This window comes from Streptomyces sp. NBC_00376 (assembly GCF_036077095.1).
GTDB lineage: Bacteria > Actinomycetota > Actinomycetes > Streptomycetales > Streptomycetaceae > Streptomyces.
The window spans coordinates 2,686,548-2,712,728 of sequence record NZ_CP107960.1 but is presented as its reverse complement, the minus strand read 5'-3'; the positions used below and the strand labels follow the sequence as shown (position 1 = coordinate 2,712,728).

General features: G+C 70.7%; 20 protein-coding genes and 1 riboswitch. Of the genes, 2 read left to right on the top strand and 18 right to left on the bottom strand.

What is annotated here, in order from left to right:
* Positions 1-7: 7 nt before the first annotated feature.
* The 13 genes from OG842_RS11940 to OG842_RS11880 form a co-directional block, all read right to left on the bottom strand.
* Positions 8-1,015: a terpene synthase family protein gene (locus OG842_RS11940; RefSeq protein ID WP_443063978.1), complete on the bottom strand. Its 1,008-nt coding sequence runs from the start codon at positions 1,013-1,015 to the stop codon at positions 8-10.
* Between the two features lie 481 nt (positions 1,016-1,496).
* Positions 1,497-2,915 carry a DUF6177 family protein gene (locus OG842_RS11935; RefSeq protein ID WP_328512206.1) on the bottom strand — a complete coding sequence of 473 codons (1,419 nt, stop codon included), beginning with the start codon at positions 2,913-2,915 and terminating at the stop codon, positions 1,497-1,499.
* 81 nt (positions 2,916-2,996) lie between these two features.
* Positions 2,997-6,968, bottom strand: coding sequence for a type VII secretion protein EccCa (gene eccCa / locus OG842_RS11930; protein WP_328512205.1), 3,972 nt, complete (start codon positions 6,966-6,968; stop codon positions 2,997-2,999).
* Between the two features lie 64 nt (positions 6,969-7,032).
* Positions 7,033-8,358 carry a MinD/ParA family ATP-binding protein gene (locus OG842_RS11925; protein ID WP_328512204.1) on the bottom strand — a complete coding sequence of 442 codons (1,326 nt, stop codon included), beginning with the start codon at positions 8,356-8,358 and terminating at the stop codon, positions 7,033-7,035.
* A 53-nt stretch (positions 8,359-8,411) separates the two neighbouring features.
* A complete protein-coding gene (gene eccD, locus OG842_RS11920; RefSeq protein ID WP_266729583.1) occupies positions 8,412-9,785 on the bottom strand; it encodes a type VII secretion integral membrane protein EccD in 1,374 nt (457 codons plus the stop codon).
* Positions 9,786-9,888: 103 nt separating this feature from the next.
* Positions 9,889-10,143: a hypothetical protein gene (locus tag OG842_RS11915; RefSeq protein ID WP_443063977.1), complete on the bottom strand. Its 255-nt coding sequence runs from the start codon at positions 10,141-10,143 to the stop codon at positions 9,889-9,891.
* Between the two features lie 253 nt (positions 10,144-10,396).
* A complete protein-coding gene (locus OG842_RS11910; protein WP_328512203.1) occupies positions 10,397-11,191 on the bottom strand; it encodes a DUF6508 domain-containing protein in 795 nt (264 codons plus the stop codon).
* Between the two features lie 35 nt (positions 11,192-11,226).
* Positions 11,227-12,012 carry a hypothetical protein gene (locus tag OG842_RS11905; protein ID WP_266729581.1) on the bottom strand — a complete coding sequence of 262 codons (786 nt, stop codon included), beginning with the start codon at positions 12,010-12,012 and terminating at the stop codon, positions 11,227-11,229.
* The gene (locus OG842_RS11900) at positions 12,009-15,428 is read right to left on the bottom strand and encodes a hypothetical protein (RefSeq protein ID WP_328512202.1); all 3,420 of its coding nucleotides are present in this window, start codon (positions 15,426-15,428) and stop codon (positions 12,009-12,011) included. Before OG842_RS11900 ends, OG842_RS11905 begins: the two co-directional genes overlap by 4 nt.
* A complete protein-coding gene (locus OG842_RS11895; RefSeq protein WP_266729580.1) occupies positions 15,425-15,835 on the bottom strand; it encodes a DUF6507 family protein in 411 nt (136 codons plus the stop codon). Before OG842_RS11895 ends, OG842_RS11900 begins: the two co-directional genes overlap by 4 nt.
* Positions 15,836-15,901: 66 nt before the next feature.
* Positions 15,902-16,213, bottom strand: a complete 312-nt coding sequence (locus OG842_RS11890) for a pore-forming ESAT-6 family protein (RefSeq protein ID WP_266729579.1) — start codon at positions 16,211-16,213, stop codon at positions 15,902-15,904.
* Between the two features lie 21 nt (positions 16,214-16,234).
* Positions 16,235-16,567, bottom strand: coding sequence for a hypothetical protein (locus tag OG842_RS11885; RefSeq protein ID WP_266729578.1), 333 nt, complete (start codon positions 16,565-16,567; stop codon positions 16,235-16,237).
* A 267-nt stretch (positions 16,568-16,834) separates the two neighbouring features.
* On the bottom strand, positions 16,835-17,023 hold the full coding sequence (locus tag OG842_RS11880) for a hypothetical protein (RefSeq protein WP_328512201.1): 189 nt from the start codon (positions 17,021-17,023) through the stop codon (positions 16,835-16,837).
* A 564-nt stretch (positions 17,024-17,587) separates the two neighbouring features.
* Here OG842_RS11880 and OG842_RS11875 point away from each other — a divergent pair.
* Positions 17,588-18,883 carry a cytochrome P450 gene (locus OG842_RS11875; protein ID WP_443063976.1) on the top strand — a complete coding sequence of 432 codons (1,296 nt, stop codon included), beginning with the start codon at positions 17,588-17,590 and terminating at the stop codon, positions 18,881-18,883.
* 54 nt (positions 18,884-18,937) lie between these two features.
* Here the strand turns inward: OG842_RS11875 and OG842_RS11870 are convergent, their stop codons facing one another.
* From OG842_RS11870 to gcvT, 5 genes are all read right to left on the bottom strand, one after another.
* Positions 18,938-20,440 carry a SulP family inorganic anion transporter gene (locus OG842_RS11870; RefSeq protein ID WP_328512199.1) on the bottom strand — a complete coding sequence of 501 codons (1,503 nt, stop codon included), beginning with the start codon at positions 20,438-20,440 and terminating at the stop codon, positions 18,938-18,940.
* A 222-nt stretch (positions 20,441-20,662) separates the two neighbouring features.
* On the bottom strand, positions 20,663-22,045 hold the full coding sequence (locus OG842_RS11865) for an L-serine ammonia-lyase (RefSeq protein WP_266729574.1): 1,383 nt from the start codon (positions 22,043-22,045) through the stop codon (positions 20,663-20,665).
* Positions 22,046-22,198: 153 nt separating this feature from the next.
* Positions 22,199-23,458: a serine hydroxymethyltransferase gene (gene glyA / locus OG842_RS11860; RefSeq protein WP_266729573.1), complete on the bottom strand. Its 1,260-nt coding sequence runs from the start codon at positions 23,456-23,458 to the stop codon at positions 22,199-22,201.
* 20 nt (positions 23,459-23,478) lie between these two features.
* A complete protein-coding gene (gcvH, locus tag OG842_RS11855; protein WP_266729572.1) occupies positions 23,479-23,856 on the bottom strand; it encodes a glycine cleavage system protein GcvH in 378 nt (125 codons plus the stop codon).
* Positions 23,857-23,948: 92 nt separating this feature from the next.
* Positions 23,949-25,064: a glycine cleavage system aminomethyltransferase GcvT gene (gcvT, locus tag OG842_RS11850; protein ID WP_266729571.1), complete on the bottom strand. Its 1,116-nt coding sequence runs from the start codon at positions 25,062-25,064 to the stop codon at positions 23,949-23,951.
* A 141-nt stretch (positions 25,065-25,205) separates the two neighbouring features.
* Positions 25,206-25,303, bottom strand: a riboswitch (glycine riboswitch).
* 159 nt (positions 25,304-25,462) lie between these two features.
* Here gcvT and OG842_RS11845 point away from each other — a divergent pair.
* Positions 25,463-26,155, top strand: coding sequence for an AAA family ATPase (locus OG842_RS11845; protein WP_266729570.1), 693 nt, complete (start codon positions 25,463-25,465; stop codon positions 26,153-26,155).
* Positions 26,156-26,181 lie beyond the last annotated feature (26 nt).

The window sequence follows — 26,181 nt, the reverse complement described above, 5'->3', positions numbered from 1 at the left end:
CGGTGGGTCAGGCCGCGAAGTGCTCGGACAGGGACTCCCGTTCGTCGACCTCGACGAGATCGGGACGGGTGTAGCGCTCCGCGCGGGCGTGGTAGTCGAAGTCGCCCCGGACCAGCCCCCGGTAGTCCCGTACGCACCGCTCCAGTGCGAGCCGGGTGGGGCCCTGGATGCCGGCCGCCTCGATCTCCTCGATCAGCTCCTTCTCGGCCCGCTGCACCCGCTGCGCGATCTGTGCGAGCTGCGCCCCGGCCTCGTCGACGGCCTCCTGGAGCGTGCAGTCGCGATCACGCTGGATGAGGCGCACCGCGTTGTGTTCGTACCCGAGCAGCGCCTCCTTCTCGAAGGAGCAGATGTCGTTGCAGAGCCCCGAGTGATCGGTGACCGCGTTGCGCAGCGCGATGTACGCGGGAAGGCTCCGGGCCGATTCCGGAAGGTCGATCCCGGCGGTGATCTCATGGAGGTCCAGGAAGGGCTGCATGGCCACCGAATCCCGGCGGTGCTTGACGAATTCGGTCCGGGACGGCGCCTGCCCGGCGGCCCGCTCCACGGCCTCGGCGTAGTAGGTCCACAGCCAGGCGACCGTGTCCCGCCGGAACTGCCGGATCCAGCGCGCCGACCGGTCCCGGTACGTCCGGGTCCGCAGCCCCACGAGCGCGCGCTCCATGGCGCCGCGCGGCGGGCCGCCGTCGAGCACGGTGACCAGCCGGTCGATCGCCGCCTCGCACATCCGCGGGTCACGTCCGGCGGGCCCGTCGTCGAACTCGTCGTCGACGAGGAAGGCCCAGAAGAGCCACTGGCAGAAGAGATCGAGATGCCGCTGCGACGCGGCCGGGAAGATGAGGGAGATCCAGAGCTCGGGCCTGGTCCGGATCATCTTCTTCCGGGCCACCGGGGAGAGCGCGAGGTCATTGGATTCGGCCCATTCCCACGCTGCCTCCCTGGTCTCCTCGATGCCTGGATTGCATCCGGTGCTCTGGAACGGCATATGAAACGCTGGCAGCGCAATCTGGCTCATTGGTGCCCCTCGTCGAAGCGGTTCGGATGAGCGATAAGAACGGGTAACCGGCCGGACTCACGCGTCGGCGCCGGGTACGCATCGGGGTACAGGCCGCCCGCGCCCACCGACTCTGGCCAGAGGCTCACCGTGCGAGACGAGGCAGTCATTCCTGCTCACTCTCCTCCGCCGGGGGTCGGGGCATCGGGGCCGGGCCCGTGGGCCCGCGGTGGCAATCGCCCGTGGTGCAGGACGGTGGCATCACCATGTGTAACCCCCAGTCAACCGCCTGTGGGCGAAAGAGGGAAGCCATTTGTGACCGAAACTGCTTGATCGTCAGAAACGATTGAACGTCTCTGAGCAGCCGGTGACCTGTTGTGGTGATCTCCGTTCGGCGGCACGGACGTCCGAGCAGGCATCCGCGCAGGCGATTTCACGCCGCGCCTCCTGCCGGGCCGCCGCGCCGCCCCGCTGAGCAGTTCTGCCCGCTGTCCCGACCCGCTCAGGCGCCCTTCAGATGCCGCATCAGCCGCTCGAAGTCCTGCCAGCCGGACAGGTCCGACGGGTCGCCCGGCAGCGGGTAGTACAGCGCCGGACGGGACCTCGGGCCGAGCTGGACGGGCGGCTCGGAGAGCGGGGTGCGCCGGGCGCGGTCGCCGGGCATCTCGCGCACCTCCTCCGCGCCGAGCACGAAGGCCAGCGGGACCCCCGGCCCCTCGAAGCGCGGCGGCACGGCCAGGTCGCGCCGCGCCCTGCGGAGCTGGACCAGCATCGACTGGAGGTGATGACGGGTGGCGAGCACCTCCGCCACCCGGGGCAGCGCGCCCAGCGGGGGTTCCTCGCCGGGGCCGTAGCCGAACGCCAGCGTGACGTCCTCCTCCACCCCCGCCTTCGTACGGCTGATGCGGACCGTGGCCAGGGCCGGCCGGTCCGGGCTGCCGACCACCACGAGCCAGGTCGGCTCGGGCGCCCGCTCGAAGGCGACATCGGTCAGCCGGCGCAGCGACCACGGCAGGTTGGCGGGCTCGGCGGTGCCCCACCCGGCCGGCGGCCGCCCCGTCAGCTCCTGCCACACCGACTCCAGCGCCCCGCCCAGCACCAGCCGGTCGTCCGCCGGGTGGACCGTGCGGAACGAGATCGCCAGCTGGCGGTCACCGGTGTCGGTGACCTCCTGGTAGGCGGCGGCCACCGGGGTGCGCGGGTCCTCGGGCGCGGCGTCGGGCGACTCGACCGTCGCGAACATGCCGTGCTGCCAGCGCAGTACGGCACCGGACAGACCGTCGTAGTAGCCGTCCTTCTCGTCCTGCACCACCCAGCGCGAGGGCCAGCCGCTGAGGCTGTTGCGCACCGCGGGGGAGAGCGTGGCGCCCGGCGAGGTGACGATCTGGAGCCCCAGCTCGGCGTTGGCCGCGGCCCGGAACGCGTCCGAGAGCCAGGCCGTCATGGCGATCACCGGACGGTCCTGGATGATGACGGCCACCTTGTCGGTGAGCGCGTCCACGGCGGGCTGCGCGGCGGCGGGCGTCGGCGCGACGCTCACCCCGTCGGTCTTCACCACCGCGAGGGAGCGCGCGGCCTGAGGCGGCCAGGCGGAGCCCCCGGCCAGGGTGGCGATCCGGGCCGCGAAGGTGCCCGCGATCAGCTCGGCCTCCTCGACCCCGGTGGTGGCGCGGGCCTCCGTCCACCAGAACGGAACCGGCGGCGCGGTGGCCCCGAGCAGCCGCTCGGCCTCGCCCGCGACCTGCACCAGCAGCGGCGCCTCGATGGAGACGAGCGGCCGGCCCTGCTCGTCGCAGAGCTGCACGACGGCATCCTCGCCCGCCGTCCCCACCAGCTTGTCCGGGCCGCCCGCGAGCAGCCCCGCGAGCACGGTCAACGGGTCGGGCATGCGCGGGGTGAGGGCGATGACGTCCTTGGTCATGTGGTCGGCCGTTCCTTCTTCGTCCGGGTGCGGATGTGCGGTGGGGGCGCGGCCCGCGGAAACGGGACCGCCCCCGGCGGGTCACTCCGCGGTGTACACGGTCTGGATCAGACGGTTCTGCCGGCCCCTGCGGATGAACACCCCGCGCCCCGGCGGCTGCTGGGTCGCGTACACACCGGGGAACAGCTGTCCCTCGCTGCGGTCGCCCGCCATCAGGAGCGCCGAGGCCCCCGACTCGCGCAGCCCCAGCATCAGCGGGTCGTACATTCCGCGCGAGGCGCCCGCGACCCGTCGGGTCAGCACGAAGTGGAGACCGATGTCGACGGCGGACGGGATGTACGGCAGGAACGGGTCGAGCGGCGCCTGACCGGCGGTGGTCAGCACGTCGTAGTCGTCGACCAGGATCACGATCCGCGGACCGCTGCCCCAGCTGCCGGGCTCCAGGTCCTCGGTGTCCGCCCGGTCGTCCGGCAACCGCTTCTCCAGCTCGGTGGCGATACCCGCGGCCAGACCCGCGCACATCTTTGCGTTGTACGCGTACCCGCCGCGGAACTCCTCGGGGATCGCGCCGCGCAGACCGCGCCGCGGGTCCATGACGGCGAAGACCAGCTCCTCCTCGCCGTAGCGCTCGATCAGCCCGGCGGCGACCGTCTTCAGCAGGTTGGTCTTGCCGCACTCGCTGTCGCCCAGGACCAGCAGGTGCTGGTCGTGGTGGAACAGGTCGAGCACGGCGGGCGCCAGCGCCGTCTGGTCCAGGCCGATCGGCACCCGCTTGGGCTCGGCGACCGGGCCCGGCAGCAGATGCGGCTCCAGGACGTGCGGCAGGATCCGGACCGGCTGGGCGACCTCGCCGCTCCAGGTGGCGCGGACCGTACGGGCGGTGTGCTCCAGGACCGCGCCCAGGTCCGACACGTCCGCGACACCGTCCGTGCGGGGCAGCGCGACCTGCGCGAAGAGCTTGCCGTCGGTGAGGACGCGGCCCGGCTCGTCGGGCGACAGGGTCTGCGCCAGCTTCCGGTCGATGCTGGACTCACTGGGGTCGTTGAGCCGCAGCTCGACCCGGGTGCCGAAGTTCGACTGGGTGGCGATGCGTACGTCGTTCCAGCGGAGCATGCCCGCGACGACGTGGATGCCGTAGCCGCCACCGCGCTTGAGGATGTCCACGACGGCGTCGTCCAGCTCGTCGAAGTCGTCGCGCAGCGCGCCGAATCCATCGATGATCAGCACGATCTCGGCCGAGGCCAGCTGCGGCAGCCGGCCCGCCGCGTGCAGCGAACGCAGCTGCTCCACGGAGTCGATGCCGTGCTCGCGGAACAGCTCCTCGCGGACCGCGAGCATGCCCCGGACCTCCTCGACGGTGCGCCCCGCGCGCTCCCGGTCCGCACGGCCGGCGACCCCGCCGACGTGCGGCAGCCCCGACACGGCCTGGAGGCCGCCGCCGACCAGGTCGAGGCCGTAGACGCCGACCTCCTGCGGGGTGTGGGTCAGCGAGATCGCCAGCGCGAGGGTGCGCAGCAGCGTCGTCTTGCCGGCCTGCGGACCGCCGATGACCGCGACGTGACCGCCCGCCACCGTGAGGTCCAGGTACCACTGGCCCTGCCACTGCTTGGTCGGGTCGTCGCGCAGCCCGAGCGGCACCTGGAGCGGGCCGCGCCGCTTGGCGAGCTGCATCCCGCGCGGGCCCACGTCCAGCGGCCCCGCGACCTTGTCCAGGGCGATCGCACCGGGCAGCGGCGGCAGCCAGATCCGGCGCACCGTACCGGCCGCCTCCCGCAGCTGGTCGACGATCACGCCCATCTCGGTCGGGCCGGTCTCCCGGCGCCGCACCTTCGGCTCCTCGCCCGGACTCTCCGGCTCGGCCAGGGTGTTGAACGCCTCGTACTCCAGGGCCAGCGGACCACTGTCCTGCTCCTCGTCACGCTGCACCGGCCCCCGGTACGCGCCCGAGACATAGCTCGCCTTGAAGCGCTCGTAATGGCTGGTGTCGACCTTGAGATAGCCGAAACCGGGCAGCGGCGGCAGATGGAAGGCGTCGGTGGTGTCCAGGACCGTGCGCGACTCGTCGGCGGAGAACGTACGCAGACCGAGCCGGTACGAGAGATAGGTGTCCAGGCCCTTGAGCTTGCCGCCCTCGATGCGCTGGCTGGACAGCAGCAGATGCACACCGATGGAACGGCCGATCCGGCCGATGGACAGGAACAGGTCGATGAAGTCCGGCTTCGCGGTGAGGAGTTCACCGAACTCGTCGATCACGACGAACAGATGCGGCAGCGGGTCCAGATCGGGCCGCCGGTCCGCGCGCAGCGCCGCGTAGTCACCGATGTCGGCGACATTGCCCGCGTCCTTGAGCACCTGCTGACGGCGCTTGACCTCACCGGCGAGCGAGGCGTGCACCCGCTCGACGAGGCCCGCCTGGTTCTCCAGGTTGGTGATGACCCCGGCCACGTGCGGCAGCTCCGCGAACGGGGCGAAGGTCGCACCGCCCTTGTAGTCGACCAGGACCAGCGCGAGGTCCTCCGGCGGATGCGTGGCCACCAGGGCGAGGACCAGGGTGCGCAGCAGCTCCGACTTGCCGGAACCGGTCGCCCCGACACACAGCCCGTGCGGCCCCATGCCCAGCTCGGAGGACTCCTTGAGGTCCAGGAGCACCGGCTGGTGGGAGTCGCTGATACCGATCGGCACCCGCAGGAAGGCGCGTTCGCCGCGCGGCGCCCACATCCGCGACAGGTCGAGGCGCGCCACGTCGTCGATGCCGAGCAGGTCGGCGAAGTCCACCGGACCGGAGAGCGGGGCGTCCACCATCGACTCGGCGGACAGCCGCATCGGCGCCAGCATCCGGGCCAGGCCCTCGGCGAACGGGATGCCGACCTCGTCCACGGTGCCGTGGGCGCTGACCGGTTCCTGCTCGCGCAGGTCCTCGATGACCACCGAGTCGCCGTCGACGGTGATCCGAACGCTGACGTGTCCCGGCTCCTGGACCCGGTGCTCCAGCAGGTGCAGCACGCTGACGCCCATCTCGCGCAGGCCGACCGCGTCGTCCGGTCGCGGCAGGTCGACGGCGTCCTCGCCGTGCCCGTCGGTGACGACCAGCAGCCGGGACGTCATGGACAGCGCGTCCTTACCGGACAGACCGCGCCGTACCTCGGCCGCGTACGAGGCGCGGCGGCGCAGTTCCGGACCGATCTGGCGGGCCAGCTGGGGCGCGGACGGGGCGATCCGGCGGGCGGCGACCGGGCCGTCGAACTGCTCGGTGTCGAGCAGGTGCGGCATCCACTTGGCCCACTCCCAGTCGGCCAGCCGCTCACCGGGCACGGCGAGCGCCATCGCGACGTCGTCGGGGGCATGTGTGGCGGCGGTCTGGACGAGCAGGGCGCGCGCGACGCGCAGACAGTCCTCGCGGGGACCGATGACGCTGATGTTGCCGACCCGGTCGAGCGGGACGGTGAGCGGGAGTTCGGTGCCGGTACGGAAGCGGTCCATCAGCGCGGACGCCTCGTTGAGCATGAAGGTGTCGGGCGGCGAGAGGACGGACGAACCCTGCTGGGCGACCGTCAGATCGCGTACCGGCATCTCACCCGTGCCGACGCGCACCCGCAGGAAGTCGCCGTCGAGCCGGCGCCGCTCCCAGACCCGGGCCGGGTCGCGCACTATGTCGTACAGGGCGTGCGGCGGCGGATTGAGGACATCGGCCCGCTCGGCCCGCCGGCGCTCCTCGATCGAGAGCTCCTCGCGCAAGTCCTCCAGATAGGCGAGGTAGGCCTCGCGCTGGGTACGGCGGGTGCGCTGGGCCTTGCCGCGCTGCGAGAAGACCAGCGCCACGGAGCCGATGACGGTGACGACGAGGATGATCGCCCCGAGCCCGGCGAACTGACTGTTGCGTACGACCGTCATCATCACGACGGAGGACATCACGCCGGCGACGGGCAACAGCGACATCGCGATGTTGCCCGACTTGCCCTCGGGCAGGTTCGGCGGGGCCTCGATGGTGCGCGCCTCGGAGGCGGCCGGCGGCCGGGTGGTCCTGGCCGGGCGGTGGATCAGTCGGGTACTCATCGTCGTCCGTCACTCGGGGTCGGGTCAGGTCGGCATCGGGACCGGTGGTGCTGCCGGTCGGTGATCAGTGGTGCTGCTGGGACAGCCGGAACACGTCCGCGGCGAGCCGGGTGACGGCCTCCCGGGTCGCGTGCGCCAGGAGTTCGGTACGGATCGCGCCGCCGGCCGCCAGATGACGGTCGTACGGCAGTACCTGGACACTCGCGCCGGTGGCCTTCAGCTTCTGTGCCGCCTCGTCGAGATCGAGCCCGGGGTGCGGCACCAGTTCGCTGAGCACGACGACGGTGCCGGCGATCACCTGCCGGGGCAGCGACTGCATCCACTGCAGGACCGCGTACGTGCTGGTGACGCCCTCCAGCGTGGCGGGGGCGGCCAGCACCCGGGCCTGGGCGGCGGAGAGCGCGACCCGGGCGACCTCGGCGGGCAGCGTCTCGCAGTCGACGACGGTGACGCCGAAGTAGCGGCGCAGCGACACCATGACCCGCTCGTACGCCCTGGTGTCCAGCATCGCGCCGATCTGGCCCTGACTGCCGGGCAGCAGCCAGGCGTTGCCGGGGAGCTGGACGAGATATCCGGTGATGTCCAGCAGCGACATCTGCGGCTCGATGATGCCCGCCAGGTCACCGGTGGTCCAGCGCAGCGAATCGGCGCCGAGCCGCAGCGGCAGCGAGCCGAGCGCCGGGTCGGCCTCGACGAGGAGGACCGGGTCCTGGCGGTAGTGCGCGTACGTGGTGCCGAGCAGCGCGGCGACGGTCGACTTGCCCGCGCCGCCCCGGATGGAGGTGACGGCGATCTGCCGACCGGTCGTCACGGGCTGCTGGAGCGTCTCGGCGGTGGCGGTGGTACGGGCGACCTCGCGCGCCGCCGACGAGGACACGCTCACCCGCAGGGCGCGCGCGGCCCGCGCGGCGAACGGCTCGCCGCGCCGCGCCTTGCGCCCGACGGAGGCCAGCTCCCGGTCCACCACGGGCCGGGAGTCGGGGGTGTGCTGGGGCCGGGTGCCCGGGGTGTACGCGGCGTGCTGCGCCTGGGGCTGAGCCTGCTGCGGCTGCTGTTGCTGTTGAGGCTGTACGGCGGGGTGGGCGGCCACCGCCTGGTGTCCCTGGTGACCGGGGTGCTGCTGGAGCTGCTGAGGCTGATGGGCCGACTGCTGGGCCGGTGCCTGCTGTCCTTGCTGGTGGCCGGCGTACTGCTGCTGGGGCGTCCCGTAGGCATGGGCGTTCTGCGCGGGAACGCCGGGACCCGGCGCGGCGGCACCGTACGGCCGACCGCCCTGACCCTGCGCGGGCGCACCGTGCCCCTGACCGCCGGGGCCCTGCGGGCCCCCCTGGGCGGCGCCGCCCCTCATGGCGCGCAGCACATCGCCCTGCCAGTTCTCTTCGTTCGGCATGTCTGCCCTTCCATTTCGCCCTGCTGCCCCGCCCGGAGCACCTGCGCGTCGACTCAGAACTTGTTGAGCAGCTGTCCGTACACGCCGAACACACCGACGGCCAGCGGGAAGAGCCCCACCACACCGATGGATTCGACCAGATCGGCCATGCGCCGCAGCCGGACCTGCACGTGCTCGGGCGGGTGCACCGCCAGGACGAGCAGCGGCAGCACCGCGGCCACGACCAGCAGGGCGAGCGGTCCGGCGCCCCCGGCGTGCTGCATCCACAGCATGACCAGGCGCACGACCAGGACCGCGGCGGCGGCGAAGAGCGCGACGACCTCGGCGACCAGCGGGAAGGCCCGCGCCCGGGAGAGCAGCACGAGGGCCACCAGCGAGGGCAGCGCCACGGTCCACACGGACGGCTTGCCGGCCGTGGTGAGCAGCCAGCCACCGGCGGCCGCGGAGACCGCGGTGACCACCGTCGCCAGGGCGAGGCCGCGGTGGGTGGCCGCCAGCGCGTTGCCCACCTGGTGGCGGCTGACGGAGGTGCCGCCGGAGCGGCGGTCGTCGAGCGCGGTGAGGCCGGAGGCCGCCAGCGCGAGCCGGGGGAGCAGTCCGAGCAGTACGACGGAGAAGACGGCCATCACCGCGCCGAGCCGGGCCGGGTCGTCCTGGACGGCGGCGACGGCCTCCCACGCCGCGGCGATCACGGTGGTGGCGACGGCGCCGATGAGCCCGCCGCGGCCGAGCGGGGAGAAGTAGCCGAGGAGCACCAGCGTCAGGACCAGCGCCGCGGCGACGGCGGCGAGCCGCGCGGTCCCCGGCCAGTGGTAGGCGTCCGCGGCGGTCCAGGCGGTGAGGATGCCGAGGCTGCCGGAGGCGAGCAGGAGCGCGGTCGCCAGGCCCCGGTTGCCCTGCCCGATCTTCGCGACGAGCGCACCGGCCGCGACCAGGACGAGCGTGGCGGCCGCGAGGGCGGCGGTCAGCGCGTCCAGGGCGAACTCACGCCGGGCCAACAGCGCGGCGACCACCGCGAAGGCCACCGAGGCCACGCCCGCACTCGCACGACGGGCCGCGGGACGCCAGCGCCAGGTCTGCAGATCGAGGTCGTCGGCCACCAGATCGGTGACGTCGTGCACGACCGGGGCAGGGGGCGCGGAATGGGCCCGGACCAGCCGGAGCACCGCACCGTCCGCGATCCCCGCCGAGGCCAGCGTGCTGTCGTGCGGGAGCGCGGAGCCGTCCGACGTGATCAACTGCCGTGTCATCGGGCGTGCCGCCGCCCGGTCGTCCAGCAACTGCAGAATGTCCGGCAGCAGCTGCCCGATCGGTGTGTCGGACGGCAGGACGATGTCGGCCCGGCGTCGCTCACCGACCAGAGTCACCCGGCTGAGCTGCGCTCGGGAAGTCGTTGCTGTGCTCACCACTTTACGGGAACCTATCATCGCGACGTTTTGAGGAATCGGGCAGCTTGGCGTGCCCATGCTACTGGCGCCTTCTCGGTCCCCTTTGCGGGGAACTCTTTCTGAATTCGCCGGAGTTGCCGAGTTATTGGGGATTCTTCGCCGAATCCCCGGATTTCTCCGGTTGCGCCGTCTTCGCCGGCTGCTGGTACTGCTGTTCCTGGCGCTGCTGCTTCTGCTGCTCGGCCTTCTGTTTCTCCAGCATGTTCTGGACAAAGGACCACCCCACGCATCCCGCGCACAGCACGGCGGCAATGGCGATCCCCGCGAACACCTTCCCGAGCCGCTCGTCCGCGGTACGCCGCGCCCGCTGCGCGCCGAACAGCAGCGCGTCACGCATCCTGCGCCGGCGTACCGCCACCGACTCCAGAAGCTGGCTGTCGTAATCCCGTGCCATTCGTCTTGTCGTCCGTTGCCTCAGTCGTACGTTGCGTAGATCATGGTCGCCGCGTCATCGCCCGCCATGGCGCGCACGGGAATTCCCTAATTCACCCGTGCAACATAGGGCATGGGCGAGCGGGCAGTACAGCACAGGCCGCACCAGGTGCGGGCACGGGCGAACCGGTATTCCGCAGACCGGTCGGTCCTATTCGTCAGGGAACGCCGTGCGGGCCGCCGACTTCGGTCTCGTACCAGACACACAACGACCGGGCCACGGCGTCGAGAAGCCCGTTCCGCGCCGCCTCGGCGATCGTCCCGTCGCAGAACCGTTCGCCGCGCACCACGGCCGTGGCCGCGCGCACCGCGTCGGCCGGGGCCATCCGTCCGTCGGCGGGCACGGCCGGCGGCGGGTTGTCCCGCCACAGGTACGCGGGCGTCACCGCGCCGACGGCGGGCAGCGCGCGCACCAGGCGGTCGAGCCGCTCGCCGTGGATCGGATAGCTCATCCGCCAGGTGCCGTCGGGCTGCCGTCCGCCCTCGGTCCACCGCACATCGCGGTCCTCGTCCGTGAGCGCGGCGAGCGCCTGGCTCAACTCACGCCACGCGTCGGTGTTCCCGCGGTCGAGCTGGGCCAGCAGCCGCCGGTCGTCGGCCTCGGTGACGGCCTGGGCCAGCTCCTTCAGGGCGTCCAGGGACGGGGCCGTGGCCAGGGAGCCCGGCACGACATGGCTGACGCACCTGGGGTCCGAACCGCGGGCCAGCTCGGCGAGCGCCGCCGTGGGCGCGAGCCCGCGCGCCTTGGCGGCGCCGAGCTTCGCGGACCAATCGAGCCCTTCGCTGAACCCGTGCCGGTCGCCGGCGGGCCGCAGGCACCATCCGGCCGAGTCGTCCTCGTCGTCGGCCCACAGGTAGCCCATCGCCTCGCCGCGGGAGTTGGCGACGGTGAGGTGGTGGACCGGCCTGTCGGTCGTGTCGCGGTAACGCGGTGCGTCAACCCGGTTCACCATCACTCATTCCTGCCCAGGACCGCCCGGCCGTCGGCTCATCGGGAACCGGTGAGCTTCTTCGTCGTCGATTCGATGAAAGCGGCGGCTTCCCGCTCGGAGATCTGCACGTGGTCGATGTCGTTGTGCCCGAGTTCGTAGAGCCTGAGGTACTCCGTCGGCTCCCAGCGAAGATTACGGGTGAAGGCCTCGTCGTGCGTCTGTGCCTCCCGGCCGACGAGACGCCGCCGCAGGATGCCACGTGGGCTGCTGCGCGGATATCCCTCACTGATCTTCGCGAAGTACGAGATCCTGCCGGCCGCTCCGGCATCGAGGGTGTCGAGGGTGCTCGGGGCCAGCGCGAGGAACGGCTCGGCGTTGAGATTGGAGTCGAAGTTCCCGTACGGGATCATCACTCCGTACAGGTCGATGAACTCCTCGATCGAGTAGCCGCCGCCTCGCCCGTACATGAGCAGCAACGGCTCGTACGGGTCCGGGAGGTCCGGAAGATCGATCCCGCCCCGCTCCCGCAGCGCGGCCCAGCGCACGGCACCTCGGCACGTCCTTGCCGTGGACGGCGTGCCGACGTTGTGCGCCACGTAGTCCTCCAGCTCGGACTCGATCTCCGGGTCCAGCCGGAACGCCGGGTCGACGAACTCGGTGACGTCGAAGAAGGGCCACTGTTCCTCGGCGCCGTACGCCTGAGCCCACAGCGCCGCGCGACGCATGTACTCCCGCATCAACAGGGCGCGGGAACGCGAGTGACTGCTGGCCATGTCCCAGTCGCCGTACCAGTCGACTGCGCGCAACCGCTCCAGGACCGCGCGTGGCAGCTCAGTACTCACTTCAGATCAAATCCCTTCAGGTGCAGCTCCTGATGAATAGCCTTCACCACGTCGTCGACATTGGACAAATCATCGGCGAGCTGGACCTTCGGCGGTTCCATCCCCAGGGACCGCCAGTGCCGGAACCCGCCGATCTTGTCGTTCGGCGCGAGGTCATGGGCGCCCGCGTCCGCGATGTCCTGGGGGAATTTCGGGCGGTAGTACTTCCCGTCGGAGGGATCGAGCTCCCACAGGTGGTCGTATTCGCGGATGTAGGGCAGGCCGGACTTCATGAGACGGCTCTCGACGTACTCGTGGGCCATGAGGTGCTTGAACTGCTGCACGCCCTCTTCGCCGAGCTTCCCCTCACGCGCGGCGAACCACATCTCGCCGATGTCGATGCGCGGGGTGAAGAGGCCCTTCTTGAACGTGTCGGGAGCGATGGCCACTTCGTGCTGCGACCGGAAGAGATGGCTCTTGACCTGGCGGAGCACGGACTCGTCCACACCGGTGTGCCGGGAGATCGCCGGAAGCTCGACCTTGTTGTCCGTCGCCCTGATGTTCTCGTACATCTCCGCCGCGACCACGGAGTCCGGGTCGTGGATCGGATCGGGCTTCTCGACCCAGCCGGCGCCGCTCCAGCCGCCGCGCGGGCCGTCGGTGTACGGGCCGCCGTCACCTTCGTCGGCCCGCGTGCCGTCCGAGGCGTCGTCGGCGCCGTCGGCCGCGTCGTCCCCGAGGTGCGTGGCGTCGTCGCCGAGGTGTGCCGCGTCGTCCCCGAGGTGCGTGGCGTCGTCGCCCAGGCGTCCGACATCGTCCGCCGCCGATCCGGCACCGTGGACGGCCGAGTCCATGTCCTTGCCGGCGGTGGACACGACGTCGTCCACGCCGCGCCCGCCGATGGTGATGTCACCCGCCCCGTGCGGCACCGGCACCTTGCCGAAGAGCTCCGCCTGCTCGGCCTTGATCGCGGCCAGTTCGTCCGGGGAGACGCCGGGCAGGCGCTCCTTCTCGTACAGGACGTGGCCGTCCATCTTGGCCGTGAAGCTGTCCGCGGTGTGGAACTGCAGCTCGAAGGTCTGACCGCTGAGCGGATCGCGCCAGGTCGAGTTGATGCCCTTGTAGCCGGCGGAGTCCCAGGTGTTCTTGAACGTGACGTTCTCGAAGCCCTTGGCCTGGAGGTCGTCGATCGCCTGCTGCACACCGTGGGTGTAGCCGTTGCTGGGGACCTCCATCGTGTAGCGGATGGAGTCCTTGATGTCGCCGAGGGCCCGCGCGGGGTCCACACCGACGTCTTCGAGCATGTCCGTGGCGAGCTTGCGCTTGAGGGAGTCCTCGCCCTTGAGGCGGTACTCCAGGCCGATCAGCTTGCCGTTGTCGACCTTGCCCGCGATGCCCTGCATCGACTCGGTGATGCGCGGCTCCGCCTCGGTGGACCTGCGCATGAAGTCGTCGGCCGCCGCGTTCGCCTCCCGGTCCAGGCGCAGGCCGTTCTCGCCCGCCCAGGAACCGTCGGGCAGGTTGCCGCGGGGACCGTCGGGGGCGATCCCGCCGGGCACTCCGCCGTCGCCGCCATGAGGGGGACCCGGAACATCCGGTCCCGAACCGTCCGGCACGTGGTCGCCACCGGTGGACGGCCCGTCGTGGCCAGGGCCTCCGGAACCGTCGTGCCCGCCGCCGACCGGGTCCTCGTGCCCGCCGCCGTGACCGTCGTTGCCGTGACCGTCGCCGTGGTGTCCGCCCGTGGGCGGTTCGTGGCCGGCGGAAGGGCCGTGGCCGAGGTCGTTCGCGTGACCGCCGGGCAGGTGGTCGCCCGCGTGGCCGCCGGGGAGACTGCCGCCGGTGTGGGTGGCGGGAAGGTCGTCGGCGAGGCGGCCGGTGTCCCCGAGGTCGCTGCCGAGGTGGATGGCGTTGTCGCCGACATGGGCCGAGACATCGGCGGTGTGGGCGCCCACACCGGCCAGGACCGGTTCCCTGACCGGGGTGTCGGCGTGCGGGGCGCCGGTGTCGGTGTGGGGAGTGGTGGGGGAGCCCTCCTTGGGGGCGTCGTCGGCGTGCTGGACGATGCCGCCGTTCTCGTCGAGGAGGTTCCCGTCGTGGTCGAAGTACTGGACGGGTACGTCGGTGTGGGTGGGGAGCTTGGTGGCGTTCTCGGGCAGGAGGGGGACGTCGTCGGGGAACTTGACGTTGCCGTCCGGCAGTTTGACGCCGCCCTCGGGGATCGCCGCCCCCTCGGGGAGGTGGAAGGTGCCGTCGGGGAGTTTGAGGGAGCCCTCGGGCAGGGTGATCGCGCCGTCGGGCAACTTGGGGATCTCGATGTTGCCGATGCCCTTGAGGCCCTTGGTGATGTCGCCGATCTTGGAGAGGCCCGCACCGGCGCCCTTGGCGATGTAGGTCATCGGGTCGATGACCTTGCCGGCCTTGCCCGCGACGGACAGCACCTTCGCGACGGCCCCGGCCTTGCCCGCTCCCGCGGCGGCGCCGCCGGCGCCTCCGGTGAACACGGTCGTCAGGACGTTGAACGTGACCGCGCCGGCCGCCCGGCCCGGGTTCTTGCCCCACTCGTCCCACGCCACGAGGGCCTTGCCGGTCTCCTTCATCGCGGTCCGCGAGTCACGCAGCCAGGAGGGGAGCTTGTCGTCGGGCAGGGTCCAGAACAGCGCTCCGGCGCCGGGGACGGCGCTGATGACGAGACCGGTCGCGAGCTGGGCCAGGCCCTTCCAGGCCTGCCCCATCGCGTCCCAGCCACCGAACCCGACGAGGGTGCCAAGGCCCTTGATGGTGCCCCAGATCCCGTCGACGATCAGCCCGTCCCACACGAACGACTTGACCCAGTGGCCGACCTCGTACCAGTGGTGCTTCTCCTCGACCGGGTCGCCCCAGGGAAGCTTCGCGTTCTTCAGGTCGTCCGCGTTGAACCCGTACTGGTCCTTGCGCTCGGACCCGTCCCCCGCGACCATCTGCGTCCCGCCGAACAGGGCGGTGATCTTGTTGTGGCAGGTCCGCTCGGCGGCCCAGAACGCGGCGACCGTCGCGGTGATGTCATCGCGGAGCTTGTTGTGCTCCTCGACCTTGTCCCCGTCGTACTCCCACTCGTCGTCGTCCTTGTTCTCGTTCACGAACGTCGTCGCGTCCGTCTTGAGCTGCGCGAGCTTCGTGACCAGCGGACGGATCTCCGTCGCATAGTCCGACAACGACGAAGCGACCTTCTCCAGATCGTCCGCGAAACCGTCCGCCCGGTCCTGCACCGGCTTCGTCGACGCGAACAGCTGCTCCGCCTCGGGCGCCTTGTAATAGGCGGACAGCGCCTGGAAATGGGTGTGGACGGAGGAACCCGTGTCCCGGATATGACCCGCGTCCTTCGTCAGACTCGCGTGGTCCTTCTCCAGCTGACCCAGATCACCTGTGTACTGCGGAATGGCCTCGGGCTCGATCACCGCGACTGCACCCCCGGCTTCTTCGGATCCAGGTCCACCGCACCGAGCGCCTTGCGCTGCGCCTCGGCGGCCATGTCCAGGTCACCGTTCAGATACGCGGTCGTGGCATCCACCGCACCGGTCAGGGACTTTCCAGCCCGCGCCGCGATGAACTTCAGATCAGGGGTGGTGTGCTCGGCGAACTGCGACAACGCCAGCGCGACCAGACCGCCTACGGCCTGCTCCCCGTCCTTGCCGCCACCGCCACCGTCACCGCCTCCCTCGGCGGTGATCGTCCCCGCACTCGACGCCGCCGACGACAGGTGATCCCCGTACGACGTCGCGTGCGTCTGGATCTTCGACGCGACCTCGCCCGTCGTCTTCAGCACACCCTGAATGCCCTGCGGCTTCAGATCCCAGCCGGTCATGCCCTACCTCATGCTCCCCGTTACCGAACCGACCCGAACCCGCCCCCAGGCAGGCATTCGGCCGAGTCAGCCGATGTTGTCGACCGCTGCCTTCGCGCGCGTGATCGTGTGCTGCGCGGTGCCGTCGTTCTGCTCCAGCGTCGTCTTCAGCAGCTGGATGATGTTCTTGACCTCCTGCGAAGAACGGTTCCACCGCAGTTCCTTGCCGTGGTACTCGTCCGCCACACCGTCGGCCGCGAAGTCCGCCATCGCCGCCTTGACCTGGCCGTCCCGCGCCGCGATCACTTCCTCCAGCCGCGCGATCACCACCTGGATGTTGCCCTGCGCGTCCGAGGACGCACCCGTGTCGTATGCACGACGGTCACTGTCACCAGCCATCAGAAACCCAACCCCCGTATGTCACCGGCCGCCGAAGCGCGCCGCATCGAAATTCGCCGCGGACATCTGCTGCCGCGCGTTGTCACCCTGCTCCTGGTCACCCGAACCGAACGCCTGCTCCATCCCCGACTGACCGCCGAGGAGAGCCGAAAGCGAACCGTTCAGCGCCGCCGTGATCTCGTCCGAACGATTCTTGAACGAATCGAACGCCACACGCCCCGCACCGTGGAACTTCCCCTCCAACGGTGCCGCCGCCTGAACCAGCTGGCGAATCAGCGTGCCCAGATCATCACTCGACCCACGCGACTTCGACGACAGGTTCGTCAGAACCTGCGCCCCCATGTCGAACTTCATTGAGTACCCCTGTCGAGCCTGAGCAAACAAATGTGCTGAACATCCCTATCAACTCAGGGAAGCTGAAGCAATCGAGGGCCTCGGTCCTGTGGACAAGCTGTGACATGGCCATCGAATAACCGGCACAGGCAATGAGGTGCGGGAAAGGAGCACTTGACCGGAGCGCGGACGGCGGGAACCCTCCCGGTGCGACGGGACTCCCGAGGATCTCCGGCCGATCTTCACTCCGCGCGCACGACTTCGGGTGGCGGCCTCGATCCCGGCGTTTCAGTCCTCCTGGTCCTCGGCGTCCAGGGCGTCCAGAATCGCGGGGGCGAGCGTGCGGAAGGGGCGGGCGGAGAGGTTGCTCTCCACCGTTCCGAGCCGCAGCATCGCGCCGTTGAGGTCGAGGAACTCCTCGACGAAGTAACCCCCGGCCGCGCTCGTACATGAGCAGGAGCGGCTCGTAGGGATCATCCGGAAGGCCTTGGGGCGACCGGTCCCCGGCGCTCCCCAGCACGGCCCACCGGACGGCGCCCCGGCACGTCTTCCTGAGCGAGGCCGGAGCCAGGCCGGTGAGCACCTCCTCCAGTTCGGCGGCGACATCGGGCGGCGTCCGGACCTCGGGTGCGACATGTTCCGCGATGTCGAAGAAGGGCCACAACTCCTCGGCGCCGTACGCCCGAGCCCACCGAGCCGCGCGGTGCAGGTATTCACGCATCAGCAGAGCACGCGAATTCGCGTGCTCGTACGCCGCGGAGTCGTCGCTCCAGTCGACGGCACGCAGCCGCTCGATCACCGCACGGGCACGGTCGTCGGTCACTTCAGGTCCAGTCCTTTCGCTGCGTGCGCACGATCACAGTCGCCGCTCCTCGGGCCCCGCAGGGCGGATCCGATGCCGTGGGGGCGCCGCTTGCTCACGCTCTGAGACAGAATGCCGTTTGGCACAAGCCGTGTCGCCGCCGGCCACGATCCACATCCGCGCCTGCTGCACAGCTGTTTCACGTCCGCACCGTGTGTGTGCGGACCGCGCGACGACTCATGGAGTGCAGATTGACTACGACGTTCCGCTCTCGTATCACCGCCCGGATCGGGCGCAGTTACCTGTCCAGGATCCAGAAGTACGGGATCGGGTCATCCACGGTCCGGCTGCTGCCCGACGACCTGCTGATGATGCTGCGCAGGGACGGCCTCGACCCGGTGGACAAGCTGGCCAGGACCCGGGCGAAGCGGCCGGTGCACAAGGTCTCGTTGCCGTTCGGCATGGACGCCTGGGTGGTCAGCGGTTACGAGGAGTCGAAGGCCGTCCTCGGCTCGGCCGACGGATTCAGCACCGACTTCGCCCACCTCGCGACGAACGCCGGAGTGGCCGCCGAACAGAGCCCCGGCGGGCTCGGTTTCAACGATCCGCCGGTCCACACCCGCCTGCGCCGCATCCTGACCCCGGAGTTCACGATGCGCCGGCTGCGGCGGCTGGGTCCCAGGATCGACGCCATCGTCGAGGAGCGCCTCGACGCGATGGAGGCCGCCACGGGCCCGGTCGACATGGTGCAGGAGTTCGCGCTGCCGATCCCCTCCCTCACCATCTGCGAACTGCTCGGCGTGCCGTACGAGGACCGCGACGACTTCCAGCAGCTCGCCATGGACCGCTTCGACCTCTTCGCCGGAACGACCGCGCCCTTCGGTGCGATGTCGGAGTCGCTGGCGTACTTCAGGGACGTCGTCAAGGCACAGCGCGAGAAGCCGGGCGACGGCCTGCTCGGCATGATCGTGCGGGAGCACGGCGACAACGTCGACGACGAGGAACTCGCGGGTCTGGCCGACGGCGTGCTCACCGGCGGGTTCGAGACGACCGCCAGCACCATCGCCCTGGGCTCCCTGGTGCTGCTGCAGAACCCGGACGTCCTGGAACGAATACGTCATGACGACGCCATGACCGCCCCCTTCGTCGAGGAAGTGCTGCGTTATCTCTCGGCGGTGCAGATCGCCTTTCCCCGGTTCGCCCGCCGGGACATAGAGATAGGCGGAGTGGTCATTCCGCAGGGCGACATGGTGCTCTGCTCGCTCAGTGCCGCCAACCGCGACGCCGGGTACGTCAGCGACGACGGGCGCTTCGACCCGCACCGTACTCCCGCGGGCGGCGGTCACCTCGCCTTCGGCCACGGCATCCACCGCTGCATCGGCGCCGAACTGGCCCGCATGGAACTGCGCACGGCCTACCCGGCCCTGGCCCGGCGGTTTCCCCGGATGCGGCTCGCCGTCCCGCCCCAGGACCTCGCCTTCCGCAAGCTCTCCATCGTGTACGGCATCGAATCGCTGCCGGTGCACCTGCGCTGAGGCGCTCGTACGGGGTTGTGCCGCGGGGCCGGTCCGGCGCCGTGGCACCCGGGGTCAGTGGCTGCCGGTGAGTTCGCCGCTGAGGGCCCTGTGCATCTCGGCACTCGGCTCGTTCAGGCCGATGATCTCGACGGTCTTGCCGCGCTGCTCGTACTTCGCTGTGATGGCGTCCAGAGCGGCGACCGAGGAGGCGTCCCAGATGTGGGCGGCGGACAGGTCGATGACGACCCGGCCGGGGTCGGCGACGTAATCGAACCGGGTGACCAGGTCGTTGGCGGAGGCGAAGAAGAGTTCGCCGGTCACGGAGTAGACGATCCGGTCGCCCCCGGGGTCGACGGCCGTCGTGACGTCGGCCAGGCGGGCGACCCGCCTGGCGAAGATCACCATGGCGACGACCGTGCCGGCCACGACGCCGACGGCCAGGTTGTGGGTGACGACCACGCAGGCCACGGTCACGACCATGACGAGCGTCTCCCCGGCCGGCATCCGCCTCAGCGTCTTCGGCGCGACGGAGTGCCAGTCGAAGGCCGCCACGGACACCATCACCATGACGGCGACGAGCGCGGCCATGGGAATGCGGGAGACAACGGGCCCGAGGGCGATGCACAGGACCATCAGGAAGGTGCCCGCGAGGAAGGTCGACAGCCGGGTGCGGGCGCCGGACACCTTCACGTTGATCATCGTCTGGCCGATCACGGCGCAGCCGCCCATGCCGCCGAAGAAGCCGGTGACGATGTTGGCGATGCCCTGGCCGATGGACTCGCGGGTCTTGCTGGAGCGGGTGTCGGTGATGTCGTCGACCAGCTTGGCGGTCATCAGGGACTCCATCAGCCCCACCAGCGCCATGGCGAGCGCGTAGGGCGCCACGGTCGTCAGCGTGTCCACCGTGAACGGCACATCGGGCAGGCCGGGCACCGGCAGCGCGGAGGGCAACTCACCCCGGTCGCCCACGGTCGGGACGGCGATCCCGGCGGCGACCGTGATGACCGTGAGGACGACGACGGTGACCAGCGGTGCCGGGACCGCCCTGGTCACCCTGGGGAAGAACACCAGCAGCAGGAGGCCGCCGGCGATCAGCGGGTAGACCGCCCGGGGCACGTCGTGCAGCTCGGGGATCTGGGCCATGAAGACCAGGATGGCGAGGGAGTTGACGAAGCCGACCATCACACTGCGCGGAACGAACCGCAGCAGCTTCGCGACGCCCAGCGCACCCAGGGCCGTCTGGAAGACACCACCCAGGATGACCGCGGCGACCAGGTAACCGAACCCGTGCTGACGGTTGAGGGGCGCGAGCACCAGGGCGACCGCGCCGGTGGCGGCGGAGATCATCGCGGGGCGTCCGCCGACGACGGAGATGACCACCGCCATGGTGAACGAGGTGAACAGCCCGATCGCCGGATCCACCCCGACGATCACCGAGAAGGAGATCGCCTCGGGGATCAGCGCCAGCCCGACCACGAGGCCGGCCAGCAGCTCGGTGCGGAACACCTTCGGGGACAGCCAGGAAGGGCGGAAGCCACGCAGCCGCGCGGCCGGGGACGGTACGGAGGAGGACAAGAGCGGGAAACCTGTCGTGCGGGGCGTGCGACGAGGCACAGGAGGCCGGGGCGTCACCTGCGACGCCCGCGAGCGAGCAGCGGGCCACTCTACCCGCACGCCCGAAGCCGTCCGCGGGGTGAAGCCGCCCGGCTCCACCCCGGACGGCTCAGGTCCACTCCGGACGGCCCGGCTCCACGTCGGACCGCTCGGCTCCGCCCCGGACGAGCAGGGGGCGTCCGCTCAGCACTCGATGATGTTCACCGCGAGCCCGCCCCGCGCCGTCTCCTTGTACTTCACGCTCATGTCCGCGCCCGTCTCCTTCATGGTCTTGATGACCTTGTCGAGGGAGACCTTGTGGCTGCCGTCGCCGCGCAGCGCCATCTTCGCCGCCGTGACCGCCTTGACCGCCGCCATGCCGTTGCGCTCGATGCACGGGATCTGGACGAGACCGCCGACCGGGTCGCAGGTCAGGCCCAGGTTGTGTTCCATGCCGATCTCGGCTGCGTTCTCGACCTGTTCGGGGGTGCCGCCCAGGACCTCGGCGAGGGCGCCCGCGGCCATGGAGCAGGCGGAGCCGACCTCGCCCTGGCAGCCGACCTCGGCGCCGGAGATGGAGGCGTTCTCCTTGAAGAGCATGCCGATGGCACCGGCCGCGAGGAGGAAGCGGACGACGCTGTCCTCCTTCTCGGCCTCGGTGGCGCCGCCGGCCGCGAAGTTCATGTAGTAGTGCAGGACGGCCGGGATGATGCCCGCGGCGCCGTTGGTGGGAGCGGTGACGACCCGGCCGCCCGCCGCGTTCTCCTCGTTGACCGCCATCGCGTAGAGGGTGATCCACTCCATCGCGTGGGCCTGCGGGTCGCCCTCGGCCCGCAACTGGCGGGCGGTGTTCGCGGCGCGGCGGCGGACCTTGAGGCCGCCGGGCAGGATGCCCTCGCGGGACATGCCGCGCGAGACACAGGCCTGCATGACGCGCCAGATGTCCAGCAGGCCCGAGCGGATCTCGTCCTCGGTGCGCCAGGCCCGCTCGTTCTCCAGCATCAGCGAGGAGATGGACAGCCCGGTGTCGTGGGCGAGGCGCAGCAGCTCGTCGCCGGTGCGGAAGGGGTGCTTGAGGACGGTGTCGTCGAGCACGATCCGGTCCTCGCCGACCGCGTCCTCGTCCACGACGAAGCCGCCGCCGACCGAGTAGTACGTCTTCTCCAGCAGCAGCTCGCCCTCGCGGTCGAAGGCGAAGACCGTCATGCCGTTCGCGTGGTACGGGAGGGCCTTGCGGCGGTGCAGGATCAGCTGCTCGTCGAAGTCGAAGTCGATCTCGTGCATGCCGAGGAGGTTGATCCGGCCGGTGGCACGGATCTGCTCGACCCGGTCGTCGGCGGACTCCACGTCGACGGTGCGCGGCGACTCGCCCTCCAGGCCGAGCAGGACGGCCTTGGGAGTGCCGTGGCCGTGACCCGTCGCGCCGAGCGATCCGTACAGCTCGGCGCGTATCGAGGCGGTGTGGGCGATCAGGCCCTCGTTCTTCAGCCGGCGCGCGAACATCCGGGCGGCGCGCATCGGGCCGACCGTATGGGAGCTGGACGGGCCGATGCCGATCGAGAACAGGTCGAAGACCGAGATGGCCACGGTGACTCCTCAGGGGTTGGTAGACATCGTCGTCTGCCGGGTGGTGCGGTGCGGGCCGGGCGGCCCAGGGGGCGGGGCATGGGACGGGGCACCGCGCTCACAGTTCAGTGTGCGCGGTGCCCCGCCCCAACGTGTTACGAGAACCTGTCCGGACTACTTCAGGCCGGGGTACAGCGGGAACTTCTCGGCCAGCGCGATGACGCGGGCCTTCAGGGCGTCCGCGTCGTAGGACGGCTTGAGGGCGGCGGCGATGATCTCCGCGACCTCGGTGAAGTCCTCGGCCTGGAAGCCACGGGTCGCCAGGGCCGGCGTACCGATCCGCAGACCCGAGGTGACCATCGGCGGCCGCGGGTCGTTCGGGATGGCGTTCCGGTTGACCGTGATGCCCAGCTCGTGGAGCCGGTCCTCGGCCTGCTGACCGTCCAGCTCGGAGTTGCGCAGGTCGACGAGGACCAGGTGGACGTCCGTACCGCCGGACAGCACGGAGACACCCACCTCGGTGACGTCCGGCTGGACCAGGCGCTCGGCGAGGATGCGGGCGCCGTCCAGGGTGCGCTGCTGGCGCTCCTTGAACTCCTCGGTCGCCGCGACCTTGAACGAGACCGCCTTGGCAGCGATCACGTGCTCGAGCGGGCCGCCCTGCTGGCCGGGGAAGACCGCGGAGTTGATCTTCTTGGCGAGCTCCTGCGTCGACAGGATGACGCCACCGCGCGGACCGCCGAGGGTCTTGTGCGTGGTGGTCGTGACGACGTGGGCGTGCGGCACCGGGTTGGGGTGCAGCCCCGCGGCCACCAGGCCGGCGAAGTGCGCCATGTCGACCATCAGGTACGCGCCGACCTCGTCCGCGATGCGGCGGAAGGCGGCGAAGTCCAGCTGGCGCGGGTACGCGGACCAGCCGGCGACGATCAGCTTCGGCTTGGACTCCTTGGCCAGGCGCTCGACCTCGGCCATGTCCACGACGCCGGTCTCGTCGACGTGGTACGGGACCACGTTGTAGAGCTTGCCGGAGAAGTTGATCTTCATGCCGTGGGTCAGGTGACCGCCGTGGGCCAGGCTCAGGCCCATGATCGTGTCGCCCGGCTTGAGCAGCGCGAACATCGCGGCGGCGTTGGCCTGCGCACCGGAGTGTGGCTGGACGTTCGCGGCCTCGGCGCCGAACAGCGCCTTGATGCGGTCGATGGCGATCTGCTCGACGACGTCGACGTGCTCGCAGCCGCCGTAGTAGCGGCGGCCGGGGTAGCCCTCGGCGTACTTGTTGGTGAGGACGGAGCCCTGGGCCTCCATGACCGCGACCGGAGCAAAGTTCTCCGAGGCGATCATTTCGAGGGTGGACTGCTGACGGTGGAGCTCGGCGTCGACAGCGGCGGCGACGTCCGGGTCCAGCTCGTGGAGGGAGGAGTTGAGAAGCGACATCAGGTGGTCCCTTTGGGTCTTTAGTTGCCGGAGAACTCGGTGTACTCGTCGGCGGAGAGCAGGTCCTCCGGCTCCTCCGCGACGCGCACCTTGAACAGCCAGCCGCCTTCGAAGGGAGCGGAATTCACCAGCGACGGGTCGTCCACGACGTCCTGGTTCGCCTCGGTGACCTCGCCGGTCACCGGGGAGTACAGATCGCTGACCGACTTGGTCGACTCCAGCTCACCGCAGGTCTCGCCCGCGGTCACCGTGTCACCGACCGCGGGGAGCTGGGCGTAGACGACATCGCCGAGCGCGTTGGCCGCGTACTCGGTGATACCGATCGTGGCCACACCGTCCTCGACGGCCGACAGCCACTCGTGCTCCTTGCTGTAACGCAGCTGCTGGGGGTTGCTCATGACCTGAATTCTCCTGTACGCGGGGGAGTGCTGATGAACGGTGGTCTTACGGTGTGAGACGCGACTGCGTCACTTCTGCGGGAGCGACGACGTCACTTCTGGCGCTTGTAGAACGGCAGCGCCACGACCTCGTACGGCTCGTGGCTGCCCCGGATGTCCACTGCGACGCCCTCGGCGCCGGGCGTGGCGTGCGCGGCGTCGACGTACGCCATGGCGATCGGCCTGCCCAGGGTGGGCGAGGGGGCGCCCGAGGTGACCTCGCCGATGACCTGGCCGCCGGCGACCACGGAAAAACCGGCGCGCGGCACCCGGCGGCCCTCGGCGACGAGCCCGACGAGCTTGCGCGGCGGGGCGGTCTCGGCGCGCTCGGCGGCGGCTTCGAGGGCCTTGCGGCCGACGAAGTCGCCCTCCTTCTCGAACTTCACGACCCGGCCGAGACCGGCGTCGAACGGGGTGAGCTCCGTGGTCAGCTCGTGCCCGTACAGCGGCATGCCCGCCTCCAGGCGCAGCGTGTCGCGGCAGGAGAGCCCGCACGGGATCAGGCCGCGGGAGGCGCCCGCCTCGGTCAGCGCCTTCCACAGCTGCTCGGCGTGGGCGGGGGCGACGAACAGCTCGAAGCCGTCCTCGCCGGTGTAGCCGGTGCGGGCGATCAGCGCGGGGACACCGGCGACCGTGCCGGGCAGACCGGCGTAGTACTTCAGGCCGTCCAGGTCGGCGTCGGTGACGGAGGCCAGGATGGCGGGGGACTCCGGGCCCTGGACGGCGAGCAGCGCGTACGCGTCGCGGTCGTCGCGCACCTCGGCGTCGAAGCCCTCGGCGCGGGCCGTCAGCGCGTCCAGCACGATCTGGGCGTTGCCCGCGTTGGCGACGACCATGTACTCGGTCTCGCCCAGCCGGTAGACGATCAGGTCGTCCAGGATGCCGCCGTCCTCGGCGCAGATCATCGTGTAGCGGGCCCGGCCCACGGCGACGGTGCCGATGTTGCCGACCAGCGCGAAGTTCAGGAAGGCCGCGGCCTCGGGGCCGGTGACGGTGATCTCACCCATGTGCGACAGGTCGAAGAGACCGGCCTTCGTACGCACCGCGTTGTGCTCGTCGCGCTCGCTGGCGTACCGCAGCGGCATGTCCCAGCCCGCGAAGTCGGTCATGGTCGCGCCCAGCGAACGGTGCAGGGCATCGAGGGCGGTGAGGCGGGGGGCGGTGCTCATGGATATGACTCCCAGGGCATGACGACGAGGACGATCCCTCCCCATCTGTCATCGGAACCTGAGAGGTTCGCCGAGAGCCCCTGGAGGGGTTCGGCTTGCACCTTGGGTGGAGCCGCGAAGCGGCCCGCTTTTCAGATCTGCCTCATCCACGCGGTACGGGGCCTGAGAGATTCAAGGGAGGAACTTGCTCCTTCGGCGCCCGGCACGGGAAGTGACCGGAGCTCTCCCGCGCGGATTCAAGCGGCCTTTATGCAGTTGGCCGGGTCATCATCGCACGCATCGGGCCGGAGTGGGGCCCCGGTCCCCTGTGGGAAATCAGCGGCGTGGGCGGTTGTGTCGCATTACCTTTTCTTTACACTTCAGGGGCATACGTGGGGTGAGCCGACAGGGGGAGCGCGATGACGTTGCAGCGGTACGCGACGACCGCGGGGGTCGCGCACGGCGCGATGCCCGCACAGGCGGGGGCCCCGGCGAGGGCCGCGTCGGGCGCGCACGCGCCCGTGGTGCGGGATCTGCGGGAGCGGTCCGGGCGCAGTCCGCGCGGCCTGCGTTTCGCGGCGGGTGACGTGGTGGTGGTCTCCGGGCTGCCCGGCAGCGGCAAGTCGACGCTCATCCGGCGGGCGGTGACATCGGCGCACGCCATCGACTCCCAGGACACCCGTGACCGCTGGGCCCGGGTCATGCCGCGCTTACTCCCCTACGCCCTCTACCGTCCGCTCGTCCGCGCCGCCCACTACTGGGGGCTGTGGCGGGTGCTGCGTTCCGGGGAGTCCGCCGTCGTCCACGACTGCGGGACCCAGTCGTGGGTGCGCGGCTGGCTGGCCCGTGACGCCCGGCGCCGGGGCCGGGGCCTGCACCTCGTCCTGCTCGACGTGACGCCGCAGACCGCCAGGGAGGGCCAGCGCGAGCGCGGACGCGGCGTATCGGGATACGCCTTCGCCCGGCACCGCAGGGCGGTGGCCAGGCTGCTGCGGGCGACCGAGGCGGGCCTGCTGCCGCCCGGGTGCGCCTCGGCGGTGCTGCTGGACCGGGAGGCGGCGGGAAGGCTCGGCCGGATCGCGTTCGCGGACGGGCGGCCCGACAGCCTCTGAGGCCGGTGGCCGGTGGCCGGCGCCTC